Here is a 15,233-nt window from a genome sequence, read left to right as displayed (position 1 = left end):
ATTGCTACATGAAGAATTCAAATGGGATAGGAATGATGGGGGGTGTGAAATGACAAAATGGTTGCGCAAGGATACACCTGTAGCTTTCATGTTTCTTTTACCTAGTGGATTAGGATTCGCGATATTTTATTTCATCCCTTTTGTGAAAGGGATCATGTATTCATTTCAGAACAACGCTGTTCAAGGACAATTTGTTGGATTTGACAATTATCGCGAACTGCTCGATAGCGACTCTTTTCGCAAAGCTTTTTTACATACGACTTATTTTACCGTTATAAGCGTTCCGATCCTAATAGCTCTTTCCCTAGGCATCGCTATTTTGTTGAACAAAAACATCTATGGCCGTAACATCCTGCGGACAGCCTATGTATTGCCGCTCGTCGTTCCTACGGCGTCTATCGTGCTCATTTGGCAGATCCTCTTTGACTGGAATGGTTCCCTTAACGCTTGGTTAGGAACTTGGATGCTTGAACGTGTGGATTGGATGAAGACTGACGCCGCTCGCTATGTAATCATCGGTGTATACATATGGAAAAACATTGGCTATAACATGATTCTATTCTTGGCAGGCTTGCAGCAGATTCCGAAGGACTATTATGAGACGGCCTATATAGAAGGGGCAGGTCGCTTCCATCAGTTCAGAAGCATTACCCTCGTGTATCTAACACCTACGATGTTCTTCGTAGTCCTCATGTCGATTATGAATTCGTTCAAGGTCTTCCGGGAAACGTACTTAGTTGCCGGCGACTATCCGCATGACAGCATATATATGCTGCAGCATTATATGAACAATATGTTTGTGTCCCTGGACATACAGAAGCTTACGGCAGCGGCATCATTAATGGCAGCTTGCATCTTAGTCATCGTAATGGGGATGTATTTCATAGAGCGTCGTGTTCGACATTCGTTGGACTAAGCAACAGATAGAGCAGCAGACATGAGAAAGGAGGTAACGAGATCAACGTATGAGAAGAATACAAAAAAGCGTGATGACGGCCATTATGGCAGTGTTTGCCGGATTGATATTGTCACCAATTGTGATTACATTCACAAATTCAATAATGACAGAACAAGAAATTGAAATGAATTATGGATTGATTGGCCATGTAGGTTCAGCTGTATCTGCTTCTGCCCAGCAGTTCGTGAATTTGAAGCTGCTGCCGGATCTAGTGTCCATAGAGCAGTATTCCATGTTATTGATACAGAACTCGAAATATATAGCTATGTTCTGGAATTCTGTATTTATGGTGGTGCCGATTATCGCTGGTCAAACCTTAGTTGCAGCTCTGGCCGCATATGCATTCTCCAAACTGCGTTTTCGTGGTCGCGAGCTCCTATTTCTTGTTTACCTGTTCACGACGCTAATGCCTTATCAAGTTACGCTTGTTCCCAATTATATGATGGCCGATCAACTTGGATTGCTGAATCATCCTAGCTCGATTATTCTTCCTGGGATATTTGCCGCCTTCGGTGTATTTATGCTTCGCCAGTTCATGATGCACATTCCGTATGATTACATCGAGGCGGCTAAGATTGATGGAGCTGGTCACCTCCGAATTTTCTGGTCGATTATCGCACCCTTAATCAAACCAGGAATAGCGGGCCTTGTCATTTTGCTATTTGTGGATTATTGGAACATGGTGGAGCAGCCTCTTATTTTCCTGGACGATGCACTTAAGCAGCCACTCTCCGTTTATTTATCGAGCATCAATAAAGGGGCGCTGGGAGTCGCATTCGCTGCTTCGATGCTGTATATGGCCCCCATGGTGCTCTTGTTCTTATATGTGGAACCTTACTTTATCGAAGGTGTCCAGTTGTCAGGCATCAAGGGATAGATTGGTTTGAAGGGAGTATTGAAAGTGGGGAGTGAAGGACAAGTCGCTGCTACAGAGAAAAAGCGTCAACGAACGATAGTCATCTTGTTCGGGTTATTTATCGGACTGTTAGTGTTCTGTACCTTATTCAGCAATACATTGGAATCGTTAACGCTCCCCAAGGTTGTTACTGAGAAAGCGCTACTTGGGAGCCTTGATTATAAGCTTGAAGCAAGTGGTATCCTGCGGCCTGTGTCCGAAGTGAAACTAACGAATACGGTTCCATGGCGGGTTAGTAAGATCTACGTGAAAGAAGGAAGCTACGTCCAAAAAGGGCAGACGCTGCTGACTTATGACAGCAGTTCTGCCGAGCAAGAATTGCAAGATGAGATTGCCCATCTGGAGAAGCAAAAGATTGAGCTGCAAACCTATCAGGATCAATACATTCAATCTGCGACTTCCGAAGGGGATGACATGAAGCTGCGCGCCGCGTCGCGCGAAATACAAACACGTCGTCTGGATTTGGGGATACAAACTCGTAAAATTAACGAATTGAAAAAGAAGTTGGAACAACAAAAGGAAATCAAAGCTCCGTTCGATGGCATTGTGACGAAGATTAACGCAGTAACAGGCGTGGTGTCTTCTGGGGCGGCGGATATCATTCTAGCCAATAGCAGCCGAGGGTATCAGTTAGACATTACATCAGATGCTGAATTGTTGGATTTACTAGAGATATCGATAGGGGAGAAGATGCCGGTTGTAATCAAGGGAGACAAAGATAAAGCGAACAAGGTACAAGAGTTTCAAGCATTGATTATGGATATCGTCGACAATGAACGGCGATCAGCAGCTGCTGATGATCTTGTGACAAATGCGAAATCAACCATTGCACAGAAAACGGTTCGTCTCCAAATGGTGAACTCCGCTTTGAAAGGCGGCGAGGAAGGTCGTGTACATATTACGAAGCGTTCTCATGAAGAGGGAATTCTCATTTCGAATAAAGCGATTCATCGTGAGCGAGAAGGACTGTACATTTATGTAGTTGAAGAGCAGTTGGGGCCGCTTGGAAATGTGTTTGTAGCACGCAAGGTGCCCATTACCTCTAGTGAAAGCAATGACAAAGTAACGTTAATCACATCAGGAAATGTCTATGAACAACTAATTATCGTAGACAGCAGCGAGCCTTTGCAAGATGGCAATCGAATACGGCTTCAATAGTTGTGAAGTATGAATGAATAGAGGAGAGATCTAACTATGAAAAAGCGGATTATTATCATTTTCACTAGTTTGTTGCTCGTTACAATGACAGTGGCATGCGGTTCATCAAATGAAGTAGACAAGACGCGAAAAACGAAGGAAGGCAAGACGATCGTAACGATGTCGTTGTTCAATCCAAATTCCTGGTATGCATCTGCAATAAAGAAATTTGAGCAACAGAATCCAGACATCGAAGTTCGTTTTCAATTGTTTAAGCAAGAAAATGAGAAATGGGAGGAACAAGATGACGATAGGTATGTGCAAAAAATCAATACGGAGCTGTTATCTGGCGCAGCGGCGGATATTATTGAAGTAGCCAACCTGCCTGTCGGGAAATATGTCAATAAAAAGCTGATCCTCAATATGAATGACTTTATCAAAAAAGAGAAGCTGCTGGAAAAGGGCGATTTGTACCCGAATATCGTGGATGAGATGGGGATCGATGGTGGGCTCTATTCGATGCCGCTCAGCTTACACCTGCATACCTTCCTAGGGGACGGCAATATACTAGAGAAGGCTAACGTTCAGGTAGATGATCAGAAATGGACATGGCAGCAATTTGAACAAGTAGCGAAGCAGATTATGAAGAGCAGGGATGAAGGCGATTCCCGATATGCATTGGCGAACACACCGCCTGAGGAGCAGCTGCTTGACATAGTCATCGATCAGTCTTCCGAGTTCATCGATCGCAGCAATCAAAAGGCTAACTTCGATTCTCCAAGCTTTATTACTCTTATGGAGCAAATCAAGAGCATGTATGATCATCAAGTTGCTACTTCGAAAGAGGCAGGTTACGGAGAACAGTTGTTCAGTTCGATAAAACTGGTAAATCCTCCTGACTTTATCTTTTGGCCCCATACGCTTTATAAAAACCCTGTGTTGCTGAATAAGCCGCATGCTGCAGGACAGACAAGCGGAGTTACTTTTTCTGCCCCAAAACAGCTTGCAATTTCATCCAAGTCGGATGTTTCTGAAGAAGCTTGGAAATTGATATCCTTTTTGGCATCTGAGCAAGCGCAATCTATGCCAGAGAGAGGTGAGTTTTCCGTACTTGCATCGGTGAATGAACAGGAGCTTAACTATTACCAGAAGCAAGTGGACAGTGGAGAATTTAAGCTGGAATCGGGCCAAGCTGTTAAGGCGACAGAGGGATATTTCATAAAGGCCAAGCAGCTGCTGGCAGCAGCGAGCGGTTATCGGTCTGGTGACGACAAGCTATACTCGATTGTCGGGGAAGAAGCAAAATCGTATTTTTCTGGTCAAAAATCTGCCGAAGAAGTGGCTAAATTGATAGATAATCGGGTAAATACCTATTTAAATGAGTAAGGAAGAAGAGAGGACGTGCAAAGCGCGATCCTCTTTTTAATGTTGCACATGGTATACGCTATAGACACCTCCATTGTAACGGGTACTAGCCTCTGAACAGGCATCTTTCATCAATGGATGCAATCTTGGGTGGACGGGGGATCGGTTGCCAGCATCTAGTCAACTGCACAAGTGTTGTCGGTTTTGACCATTTGATACTAACCTACATGTAAGTACCTGAACTAAAAGTGCGTACTTACAAATAGATAGTTTACAGCATATACTCAAGAGGCAAACCAATCTATGGAGGTCAAATCGATGAAAACACTTGTTATCTTAACTCATCCGAACTTAGAAACGTCCGTTGTCAATAAACGCTTGGCCGAAGAACTCAAGAAGTACCCGGACAAATATACAGTTCACGAATTGTATAAGGTATACCCTGATGGCAACATTGATGTTCAGCAAGAACAACAGTTGATTGAATCTCATGGCAATCTTGTCTTGCAGTTCCCAATCTTTTGGTTTAATTGCCCGCCTCTTCTTAAAAAATGGCTTGATGAAGTATTTACTTATGGTTGGGCCTATGGTTCAAGTGGCGATAAATTGAAAGATCGCAAAGCTGCATTGGCTGTATCTGCCGGAATTAAAAAAGAGGACTTCGAGGAAGGGAAATATCGTTATACATTCGAGCAAATATTATCCCCATTCGAATTAAGCTTTCAGTATTGTAAAGCAGATTATCGCTCGTTCTATGCGTTTTACGGGGCTGAGCATGAGCCTTCAGCAAGCAAGCTGGACCAGGGTGCACTTGACTACGTGAAATTCATTGACAACCTGTAAGTTATTCATTTTATCCCGTCTAATAGCAAAAGAAGTATTTCCTCATGCAGGAGATACTTCTTTTGCATTATGAATGTTCCACAGTTTCCATGGGTGATAGTCTGTTCTTCTCTCCCCAATCACACATCATATCTACTATAGGGATGAGCGATAGACCACGTTCAGTTAAGGAATATTCGACTTTTGGCGGTACTTGTGGATATTCTTTGCGTTGGATAAGTCCATCTGCCTCCATCTCTTTTAACATAACGCTTAATGATTTGAATGAAATGGTACCGATGCTTCGCTTCAGCTCATTATGCCGCATGACCTTATGCTCGGACAGCCAATACATAATGATCATTTTATATTTGCCGCCTATTAAAGACAGTGTATAGCCAAACGGGGTGTCTTTGACATCCACACCAGTAGGAAGACATGGTTCTTGCACAAACAACACACTCCTTCGTGAATGATAGTAGCATAAACATGATGTACCGTAAATTAATCATCAAACCGCAAAGTGAAGAGGATCGCCTGCTCGACTTTGCTTAGTGATTCCTGTGAGAAATCTGCAGTAATCATGCGATTTGTACTCGTCATTTGCATGCCCCATACCCGAACCGTACCCTGTGCAATAAAGGATTGAGGCTCATGATATGAAATGATTCCTTGTCCCATCATCTTATGATCCGTTGGTGGCGAAAAGCCGTACAGGGTTGTACCTGATTCATGGACGATGCCAATCTTGATATAATTCATTTTGTCCTGTCCTATGACAGATACGGTATCAATGGATATGATAAGCTCAATCTCTTTGCGCTCCTCCTTATTCGGTGTGAAGAATATATCGCCAAGGCCGCCGACGGATTTTACTTTCTTGCCATAGTTCCAGATCTCAATATCCAAGTTCGCTTTTGGTTTTGTGCCTTCATATCTCAAGGTAAACGCCCCCGTCATATAGCCGAGGAAAGGCTTTAACTTCGCTGCTTCACCTTGAAATGGATCAATGGGAGTTAACGTTATCGTTGGGGGAGTATTGATCCGCTCAGGAACCGATGATCCCGATATACAACCAGTTACCAAAGACAATAGGATGAAAACAAATGCCGGTACTCGATGGAGCTTCACTTTGATCCCTCCTTCAGTTTACTATACCATAGTGCGAGAAGATAAATAACAATAAATACCATTTAAAATAAGGTGCTTGTATATACCTTAGAGAAGGGGAAAACCCTTTTTGTTGAAAGATATCCATTTTCCTAGCTCTGAATTGCATGCTGAACACGAATAATGCCGCATAATCGCTGCATCATGTTCATAAGGATCAATGGAATCGTTGCCAGTTCCTTGAGCTGTTAACCAGGTAACATTATTTGTGCGCAACATCTCATTAGTGTTGTTCAATAGGGTTCAGAGAAGGGAGAGGTGGAATCGTGGGTATACATGATCCGAAGCAGGTGCATATTCCGCAGCCCATTCGCGAAATTGACGGTGCTGGGGCAACTGATCTCGGTCCACGCGACGTCATGCGGGATATGGAGAATCCAGATATGCTTGTTCCTCCGATTACGGATGCAGGACTTGTTCCGAATTTGAAGTTTTCTTTTTCCGATGCACACATGCAGTTGAATAAGGGTGGGTGGTCGCGTGAAGTCACGGTAAGAGAACTGCCGGTAGCGAAGACGCTTGCAGGTGTCAACATGCGGCTTACTCCCGGTGGGGTAAGGGAGCTGCATTGGCATCAGCAGGCAGAATGGGCGTTCATGATCCTGGGTAGCGCCCGAGTTACCGCGGTAGATCAGAACGGTCGTAATTTTATCGCAGATGTTAGACCTGGCGATCTGTGGTACTTCCCTCCCGGCATTCCACATTCCATTCAGGGGCTAGAGGAGGGCTGCGAATTCCTGCTCGTGTTCGATGACGGGAGTTTTTCGGATCTAAATACACTTTCGATTTCCGATTGGTTTGCGCATACGCCGAAGGAGGTTTTATCAGCTAATTTTGGTGTTCCTATAAGTGCATTTGAGCACATTCCTTCCGATCAGGTGTATATTTATCAATCACAAGTCCCGGGATCGATTGAGAGTCAGCAGGTGCCTGATCCTTACGGGACGATAGAGCCGGGTTTCGTACATCGCTTGATGGCTCAGCCGCCAATCACAACTCCCGGCGGGACAGTTCGCATTGTGGATTCAACCAATTTTCCAGCTTCACGAACGATAGCGGCTGCACTTGTCGAGATTAAGCCTGGCGCCATGAGAGAGATGCATTGGCACCCTAACAATGATGAATGGCAATATTATCTTACCGGACAGGGCAGAATGACCGTCTTCTCGGGGAATGGCACTGCGCGGACATTTAATTATCGGGCAGGGGATGTCGGATACGTTCCTTTTGCGTTTGGACACTATATTCAGAATACTGGGACAGACAGCTTATGGTTCCTCGAAATGTTCAAGAGTGATCGGTTTGCAGACTTGTCCCTCAATCAATGGATGGCGCTTACGCCGAAGCAGCTCGTCCAATCGAATGTAAATGCTTCGCCTGAATTAATGAATGCCTTGCGAACTGCGAAGTGGCCAGTCGTGAAATATCCTGGAATCCCACCAGTTGTCGAGCAATAAGGCAGGGATACACACGAAAGTCAATATCATGGGAACAAAATGGGGATGAGTAGGACTCATTTGGGTGTATAATGCACATGAGACAGCAGGAAACAGAAGCCTGTATCATGTGTAATGTACACCATTTTTATTGACGCTATTTTCTTTATTTGATCAATCGGCAACTGTAAGAAGGTAGAGGATAACGTATTTTTTGAGAATTCCTCTTACATAGAAGGAAATAAGAGGAGGAGTATATATAAGATGCATTCAGAATCGGAAGTTACAAGCATGATTTTCGGCTTGCTGCAATCAACGTCTATTTACGATGATTCCTATTCCAACATGGTCACACAACCGTTTCAGCCCGATTATTATGGTGATCTAACTCCCTGTGTAAGGATAAGAGATACTGCGTATGAGATTGTGATGTATGAGAGAGGCGTTCAAATGCTATGCAAAACAACGAAGGACGTCGAAGATGTGATTTATTGGGTCTTAGAAGATACGATTCATACGATCTCCTATGTGAAACTACTGAATAAATATAAGGTAGACAATGTGAAAACCCACTTATCTGACAGCAAAGAGATCAGGAGTGAGCTTACAACTATGATCGATCAAGCGTTTCAAGACATAGGAGGCGTTTACTTGGAGTGGCATAAAGCAGGAAGGCGAGCGCAATTGGAATCATAAATGTACTTCAAATATTAAAATAATGGGATACATAATACGAACAGCCAAGCCTATGGGAAGGGATTCATTCGGCTTGGCTGTGTTTATTTCCTTCATTATTCAGGTTTATTGGGTACATTCGGATCAGGTACATACGTACTCTTATAGTCTTTGTATGTAACATCTGTCACCATGCCTGCCGAAGCATGATGCAGGTCATGGCAATGGAACATCCAATCTCCGGGATTATCTGCTTCAAAAGCGATAACATACTGCTCACCGGGTTTAACGTTCAATGTATCCTTGACGACAGGAGAGCCTTGTAAAGGCTGCCCGTTTCTGCTCAATACCTGAAAGAAATGTCCATGCAAATGCATGGGATGATCATCGGTTGGCGATTGATTGACGAAGGTAACCATGACTTTGTCACCCTTGGCAACTTTGATTTTGTCTGTGTCCGGAAATACCTTGCCGTTAATGGTATAAACCATCTCGCCATTTCGCATCTCTGTGTTTAGATTCATCATGACCTGCTGATCATACGTCTGGTCGAGTGTGAATGCCGTTTCCGCCATCTTGCCATACGCAGCGAGATTGAACTGAGGCAGGGTTTCCCATGCATCGGATTTGGCAGCCTGCTGCGTGAAGTCCTCATAATGAATGACAGCCCTCATATTGCGAGCTCGTTCCTCTTTGCTGTGCTCATCCAACAGCCACGTACCGGGGTTGTCAGCAACGAACTCAAGGTCGTACCGTTCGCCAGGCGCAATTGATATCACTTGATCTTGAATGACAGCAGGACTGTTGACGGATTGACCATCCATAGCGATGACCTTGAATTCATGCCCTTGCAGGTGCATCTGATGTGAGAGATATCCGGCATTGATTAAGCGAATCCGAACCTTCTCTCCTTGCTTGACCATGAGCGGTTCTATTGCATCACCCGATTTTCCATTCATAGTGAACAGGTCGTACATGCTCATATCATGCCCGCCCATTGACATCGTACCATGATCCATGCCACTCATGCCGGATTTCGACATATTCATCTTGGAGTGATCCATGCCTGACATATCTGATTGATTATTCGATTGATTTTCATCTGCTCGCTCCGTATCCATCTTTCCCGTGCTTATCCATTCATCCAGCACAAGCGTATAATCTCGATCAACTTGCTCCTTCGGATCTTCGACGATGAGCGAGCCATACAGTCCTTTGTCTACTTGATTTACACTGTCTTGATGCGAATGGTACCAATACGTTCCCGGTACCGTTGCTTTGAACTCATAGATGAAGGACTTCCCAGGAACAACAGCATCTTGGGTGACGCCAGGAATACCATCCATACCATTGGGAACGGGATATCCATGCCAATGGATTGATACAGGCTCCGGCAATTCATTTTCCAGCTTAATCTTGACAGTATCGCCAACCTTTACTCGAATCTGCGGCCCAGGAACAGAATTGTTAAATGTCCAAACGGGCAGCACCACCCCATTGGATACTTCCAAGTTACTTGGTTGAGCAGTAATGGTTAGGGATGTGCCATCAACAGTAGGTGTAGTTACAGTACGCTTCACTATTTCTTTTACTGTATCTGTGTCAGTATTCGATGTAAGCTTCGAATCTTGTTTGTTCGACATAGATGCATGATCCATGTTGGTATGATCCTTGGCAGTTCCTCCGTTCCAGCATCCACTTGCAAGTAATGCAATTATCCCGGTGACGACCATGGTTTGGAGCATCCGATTGCGAGTTGAGAATAAGCTTTTCAATTCCATGCCTCCTGAATTATCATTCTTGTAGAATTCAGTCTCAGTATAGACAGCAAATATGGAGAAATGATGGAGATTTATAAAAAACACAAATTTATGCAGTATTGTAATATACAAAGCTTGAACATCGAGGAGGAGACCATGCACAGCGGCAAATTTTTGGTCGTGGATGACGATTGGAAAATGGGAAATTTAGTCCGCATCTATTTGAAAAAAGACGGATATGAACTGAATGAGTAGTAACAATTGTACAAAAAATCAATTCATTTTCTCCATTGCCACAAGAGGAAAAATGTCCTAAAATATATCTTAATGCAAATGATAATCAATATCATTATAATTTAGAAACAGCAAGGGTGGCATGTATGGGGCAAGTGGCTAAGTCTTTACCTAAGGAAGCTGCATCGCAAGCATTTGAATTTCGCTCACGTCCAATGGCAGCAACACTTATTCTTATTGGCGGTTCCTTCGCATTGCTGTTAGGGATCGCTATATCTGTATCGTTCGGTGCGGCAGATATTCAGATGTCTACCGTATGGGAGGCGATTTTTCGCTTCAATCCAGAAGTAACACAGCATCAAATTATTCAAGAAATTAGACTGCCGCGTGTATTGGGGGGGGCGTTGGTAGGAGCCTGCTTCGCAGTTGCCGGAGCTATTATGCAAGGCATGACTCGCAATCCGCTGGCGGATTCAGGCTTGCTTGGCCTGAATGCGGGTTCTGGGTTCATGCTGGCCATATGCTTTGCATTTTTTCCAGGCCTGCCTTACATGTATTTAATTTTGTATTCTTTTCTTGGCGCAGGCTTGGGCGCAGGGCTCGTGTATGGAATTGGTTCATTAGCTAGGGGAGGACTAACCCCTGTTCGAATGGTATTGGCTGGGGCAGCGCTCAGTGCTCTCTTATCCGCACTGAGCGAAGGCATCGCATTATATTATCGAATTGGACAGGATTTGGCTTTTTGGTACGCCGGTGGAGTAGCGGGCACGAAATGGCCGCAGCTAGAAGTGATGTTTCCGTGGATTGCAGCTGCTCTTGTAGGGGCGATTGTATTATCACGTTCGATTACAATGCTCAGTCTTGGAGAGGAGATCGCCAAGGGACTGGGGCAGAGAACACGCCTCGTAAGATTGGCAGGCACGGTCATTGTGCTTATTTTGGCTGGCGCAGCCGTATCTGTTGTTGGAGCTGTTGGCTTTGTAGGCTTGATTATTCCACATGTTACCCGTTATTTAGTTGGCGTGGATTATCGCTGGATTATCCCATGCTCAGCCTTGCTTGGCAGCTTGCTGGTTATATTCGCTGATCTTGCCGCTCGCATGGTGAATCCTCCATACGAAACACCTGTTGGGGCATTAATCGCTTTAATCGGTGTACCCTTCTTCCTCTTCTTGGCACGCAAGGAAAGGAGGGGGCTGTAAACGATGACAAGTCTATCTTTACCGATGATTCAAAAACGAAAGAAGCAGCGGAGCATAGCGATTATGATTACGATAGCTGTACTTATTGTCATTATGGTTATCATTAGCATGAATACAGGATTTATTCGCTTATCCCCCATGGATTTGCTGCGTACATTGTTCGGTACAGGAACAAAAAAAGAAGAGCTAATCCTATTTGACTTCCGATTACCGCGCATTGTTATTTCTTTGCTAATCGGTGCAGGTCTGGCGGTATCCGGCTGTGTCATGCAGGCCATATCGCGTAATGCATTGGCTGATCCGGGCATTTTAGGCATTAATGCGGGCGCTGGTCTCGCCGTAATGTTGTTCATCTCGTTTTACCCATCAACTGCACAGGCTCCGATCTATTTATTGCCAGTGTTCGCGTGGCTTGGGGCTGGACTTACAGCAGCGCTCATCTGCTTGTTATCCTTCAAACGGCATGAGAATATATCGCCTACGCGATTACTGTTAACTGGTATAGCGGTAGCTGCCGGCATCAGTGCAGCTATGATCGTACTGACATTGAAGCTTAGTCCCGAAAAATATCAAACGATGGCGACATGGCTTGCCGGAAGCATCTGGGGAACGAATTGGAAGTATGTACTTGCACTGCTTCCATTCATCGTAGTGTTATTGCCATACATATTCTACAAAGCTCGAATCATGAATGTTCTAAACTTGGGTGAACAGACGGCAACTGGGCTGGGGGCATATGTATCGAGAGAACAAATTTTGCTGTTGGCAGCGGCAGTAGGATTGGCAGGCTCATGTGTGGCGGTAAGCGGTGGCATCGGCTTTGTGGGGCTCATTGGACCGCATTTAGCTAGACGACTTGTGGGTCCCAAACACCAACTCCTTCTGCCGACTTCGGCTTTAGCCGGTTCCTTGCTTGTGATTACGGCAGATACAATTGGACGATGGATATTACAGCCATCAGAAGTGCCCACGGGAATTGTCGTCGCTGTAATTGGCGCCCCTTACTTTCTGTATTTATTAACTCGCTCGAAAGCATAAAGTTCACCGGCCGAGATCATGACGAATTAGGTGTTGCGAGGTTAATGCATGAACGGCACATTTAATCGAATGTGCCGTTTTCCTGTGTTATCTTCCTTCGGTCTTGTCTCCACGCAGAGCCATGCAAGTACCCGTTGCATGAGCAATAAGACTATTATTATCGTCAGCGGGTTCAGGCACTACTTCTATCCCTCTCATCCGTTAACATGGCAATCTGGCATTCCGATTTCAATCATGCGATAATGAACATACTTATGGAGTTATTTTTAGCTCCATGAATTGGACTAATGCATATGTAGCTTAGCATCAGGAGGAGTGCAGAAGAGTATGAAGAGCAATGTTGGAGAGCAGCATATTAGATTCATGACTTTTAACGTCAAGTATGACAACGCTTACAAACAAGATTGTGAGAATAGCTGGAGCCGCAGGTCAGGTATGGTGGCTAGCATGATTCGTTACCATCAGATAGATGTGGTAGGCACACAAGAGGCATTGAGGCATCAGGTTGCTGATTTGGAACAAATGCTTCCTGAGTTCGGCTGGATTGGGGCAGGCAGGGACGATGGTGCAGACACAGGAGAATTCGTTGCCATATTCTATCGCAAGAATCGTCTTGAGCCGCTAGAGTACGGAACGTTTTGGCTATCCGAGACACCCGAAATCCCAGGAAAACTCGGATGGGATGCCGCTTGTCCACGCATTCTGACGTGGGTTCAGTTTTTGGACAAGCTGACAGGAACCAAGTTCATACATTTCAATACGCATCTTGATCATATTGGAACCGTTGCGATGAAGCAGAGTGCCTATATGATCTTGAATCGGATTCCCGAATTGGCGGGTAATGGACCGGTAGTAGTAACAGGAGACTTCAACTGCACGGAATCGTCCGAACCCTATCAGATTCTCACGACGGGCAAGGCTAACGGCAAAGCGGTGCTGAGGGATTCGCGATACGCCGCTAAGAACTCCCACATTGGGCCATCATTCACGTTCCACGGTTATCAGTTGACACAATTAATCAACTGTCTATACTACAATGGACCAGTATTCAAAGGGGATAACGGGGATGAGCTAGATTCGCCTATTGACTATGTATTTGTGAACGAGCATGCCGACGTTCTTCAATATGCAATTCTTTCGGATCAGGATAACGGTCAGTTTCCATCCGACCATTTGCCTGTAGTTGTAGACCTAACATGGCGCTAATTTTTCATATTCATACGATAGAATACAGGCCGCCTCAGCGCGGCTTTTTTCATGCCAATATAGAAGTCCGTGTTATTTTGAATAACTTACTGACCCTGATACATAATATCGATGATTATATTGTCTCAATAACGGAATAACATACAACCATAGCGAGGTGCATCACGATGAAAGCCGTAACATATCAGGGAGCAAATTCAATCGAAGTAAAAAACGTAGATGACGCGAAGATTGAAAAGAAAGATGATATTATCGTGCGGATTACAAGCACATCCATTTGCGGATCAGATCTTCATTTATATCAAGGAAATTTTCCACTGCCAAAAGGCTATATCATCGGTCACGAACCAATGGGAATTGTGGAAGAGGTAGGATCGGAAGTAGCTCGAGTGAAGAAGGGTGATCGTGTTGTAATCCCCTTTACTGTAGCCTGTGGTCAATGCCATTACTGCACGCACAATTTGGAGAGCCAGTGCGATAATAGTAATCCCCATTATGATTCGGGCGGCTATTTCGGATATTCTGAGAAGTTCGGCAATTACCCCGGCGGTCAAGCGGAATACCTTCGAGTGCCTTTTGGCAATTTTACGCCGTTCGTTATCCCCCCGTCCTGCGAGCTTGAAGATGAGTCGCTTCTATTCCTATCTGATGTGCTTCCGACAGCCTATTGGAGTGTGGAACATGCAGGTGTTAAAGCAGGCGACACCGTAATTGTACTTGGATGCGGTCCTGTAGGATTGATGGCCCAACGCTTTGCTTGGATGAAAGGGGCCGAACGCGTCATAGCTGTTGATCATCTTACTTATCGAATGGAACGTGCCAAGCAAATAAATCGTGTCGAGACGTTTGATTTCACGAAGCACGATGATATGGGGGAGCATTTAAAGGAAATTACACATGGGGGAGCCGAAGTAGTCATTGATTGCGTTGGTATGGACGGGAAGAAATCAACACTTGAATATATCGAGCAGAAGCTGAAGCTGCAGGGGGGAACGCTTGGACCGATCCAAATATCAACGAAAGCGGTTCGCAAATGCGGCACAGTCCAGATAACGGGTGTATACGGAGGCAATTATAATTTGTTTCCACTTGGTGCCTTTTTTGCAAGGAATATTACACTAAAAATGGGACAGGCACCAGTGATCCATCATATGCCGGGACTGTATAACAAAATAATGGAGGGCAGTTTTGATCCCACAGCCATCATTACGCATCGAATGCCGTTGGATCAAGCAAGCCATGCGTACCGTATTTTCAATAATCATGAGGAAGAATGCGTAAAGGTCGTATTAAAGCCATAAGTGTTCTTGAGAT

At 44.7% G+C, this 15,233-nt stretch carries 15 protein-coding genes; 12 read left to right on the top strand and 3 right to left on the bottom strand.

Features of this window, described 5'->3' with window-relative positions:
- The first annotated feature begins 49 nt into the window (after positions 1 to 49).
- From BLS15_RS18105 to BLS15_RS18085, 5 genes are all read left to right on the top strand, one after another.
- Entirely contained in the window at positions 50 to 916 is an 867-nt protein-coding gene (locus BLS15_RS18105; protein ID WP_028531423.1) for a carbohydrate ABC transporter permease, read from the top strand.
- Between the two features lie 49 nt (positions 917 to 965).
- Positions 966 to 1,835 (top strand): carbohydrate ABC transporter permease, encoded by an 870-nt coding sequence (locus BLS15_RS18100; RefSeq protein WP_021254697.1) that lies wholly within the window; start codon positions 966 to 968, stop codon positions 1,833 to 1,835.
- A 24-nt stretch (positions 1,836 to 1,859) separates the two neighbouring features.
- On the top strand, positions 1,860 to 3,032 hold the full coding sequence (locus BLS15_RS18095) for an efflux RND transporter periplasmic adaptor subunit (protein ID WP_021254698.1): 1,173 nt from the start codon (positions 1,860 to 1,862) through the stop codon (positions 3,030 to 3,032).
- A gap of 36 nt (positions 3,033 to 3,068) precedes the next feature.
- A complete protein-coding gene (locus BLS15_RS18090) occupies positions 3,069 to 4,397 on the top strand; it encodes an ABC transporter substrate-binding protein (protein WP_028531422.1) in 1,329 nt (442 codons plus the stop codon).
- Positions 4,398 to 4,694: 297 nt separating this feature from the next.
- On the top strand, positions 4,695 to 5,219 hold the full coding sequence (locus tag BLS15_RS18085) for an NAD(P)H-dependent oxidoreductase (protein ID WP_021254700.1): 525 nt from the start codon (positions 4,695 to 4,697) through the stop codon (positions 5,217 to 5,219).
- Between the two features lie 67 nt (positions 5,220 to 5,286).
- Here the strand turns inward: BLS15_RS18085 and BLS15_RS18080 are convergent, their stop codons facing one another.
- Together BLS15_RS18080 and BLS15_RS18075 are read right to left on the bottom strand one after the other, a co-directional pair.
- Complete coding sequence (locus BLS15_RS18080; protein ID WP_021254701.1) at positions 5,287 to 5,649, bottom strand: winged helix-turn-helix transcriptional regulator; 363 nt, start codon at positions 5,647 to 5,649, stop codon at positions 5,287 to 5,289.
- 53 nt (positions 5,650 to 5,702) lie between these two features.
- Positions 5,703 to 6,329, bottom strand: coding sequence for a hypothetical protein (locus BLS15_RS18075; RefSeq protein WP_028531421.1), 627 nt, complete (start codon positions 6,327 to 6,329; stop codon positions 5,703 to 5,705).
- Between the two features lie 305 nt (positions 6,330 to 6,634).
- Here BLS15_RS18075 and BLS15_RS18070 point away from each other — a divergent pair, with 305 nt between their 5' ends.
- Both BLS15_RS18070 and BLS15_RS18065 read left to right on the top strand, forming a co-directional pair.
- Entirely contained in the window at positions 6,635 to 7,825 is a 1,191-nt protein-coding gene (locus tag BLS15_RS18070) for an oxalate decarboxylase family bicupin (protein WP_021254703.1), read from the top strand.
- A 243-nt stretch (positions 7,826 to 8,068) separates the two neighbouring features.
- Positions 8,069 to 8,500 (top strand): Imm63 family immunity protein, encoded by a 432-nt coding sequence (locus tag BLS15_RS18065; RefSeq protein ID WP_021254704.1) that lies wholly within the window; start codon positions 8,069 to 8,071, stop codon positions 8,498 to 8,500.
- A 95-nt stretch (positions 8,501 to 8,595) separates the two neighbouring features.
- Here the strand turns inward: BLS15_RS18065 and BLS15_RS18060 are convergent, their stop codons facing one another.
- A complete protein-coding gene (locus BLS15_RS18060; protein ID WP_021254705.1) occupies positions 8,596 to 10,260 on the bottom strand; it encodes a multicopper oxidase family protein in 1,665 nt (554 codons plus the stop codon).
- Positions 10,261 to 10,395: 135 nt separating this feature from the next.
- Here BLS15_RS18060 and BLS15_RS28675 point away from each other — a divergent pair, with 135 nt between their 5' ends.
- The 5 genes from BLS15_RS28675 (at position 10,396) to BLS15_RS18040 (ending at position 15,220) form a co-directional block, all read left to right on the top strand.
- Positions 10,396 to 10,494 carry a response regulator gene (locus BLS15_RS28675; RefSeq protein WP_139170687.1) on the top strand — a complete coding sequence of 33 codons (99 nt, stop codon included), beginning with the start codon at positions 10,396 to 10,398 and terminating at the stop codon, positions 10,492 to 10,494.
- A 125-nt stretch (positions 10,495 to 10,619) separates the two neighbouring features.
- Entirely contained in the window at positions 10,620 to 11,675 is a 1,056-nt protein-coding gene (locus tag BLS15_RS18055) for a FecCD family ABC transporter permease (protein ID WP_021254707.1), read from the top strand.
- 3 nt (positions 11,676 to 11,678) lie between these two features.
- Positions 11,679 to 12,713 carry a FecCD family ABC transporter permease gene (locus BLS15_RS18050; protein ID WP_028531417.1) on the top strand — a complete coding sequence of 345 codons (1,035 nt, stop codon included), beginning with the start codon at positions 11,679 to 11,681 and terminating at the stop codon, positions 12,711 to 12,713.
- Positions 12,714 to 13,040: 327 nt separating this feature from the next.
- The gene (locus BLS15_RS18045; RefSeq protein WP_021254708.1) at positions 13,041 to 13,919 is read left to right on the top strand and encodes an endonuclease/exonuclease/phosphatase family protein; all 879 of its coding nucleotides are present in this window, start codon (positions 13,041 to 13,043) and stop codon (positions 13,917 to 13,919) included.
- A 167-nt stretch (positions 13,920 to 14,086) separates the two neighbouring features.
- Positions 14,087 to 15,220 carry a zinc-dependent alcohol dehydrogenase gene (locus BLS15_RS18040; protein ID WP_021254709.1) on the top strand — a complete coding sequence of 378 codons (1,134 nt, stop codon included), beginning with the start codon at positions 14,087 to 14,089 and terminating at the stop codon, positions 15,218 to 15,220.
- Positions 15,221 to 15,233 lie beyond the last annotated feature (13 nt).

It is taken from the genome of Paenibacillus sp. cl6col (assembly GCF_900102125.1).
GTDB lineage: Bacteria > Bacillota > Bacilli > Paenibacillales > Paenibacillaceae > Paenibacillus_B > Paenibacillus_B suaedae.
This window is presented reverse-complemented; position numbering and strand designations above follow the sequence as displayed.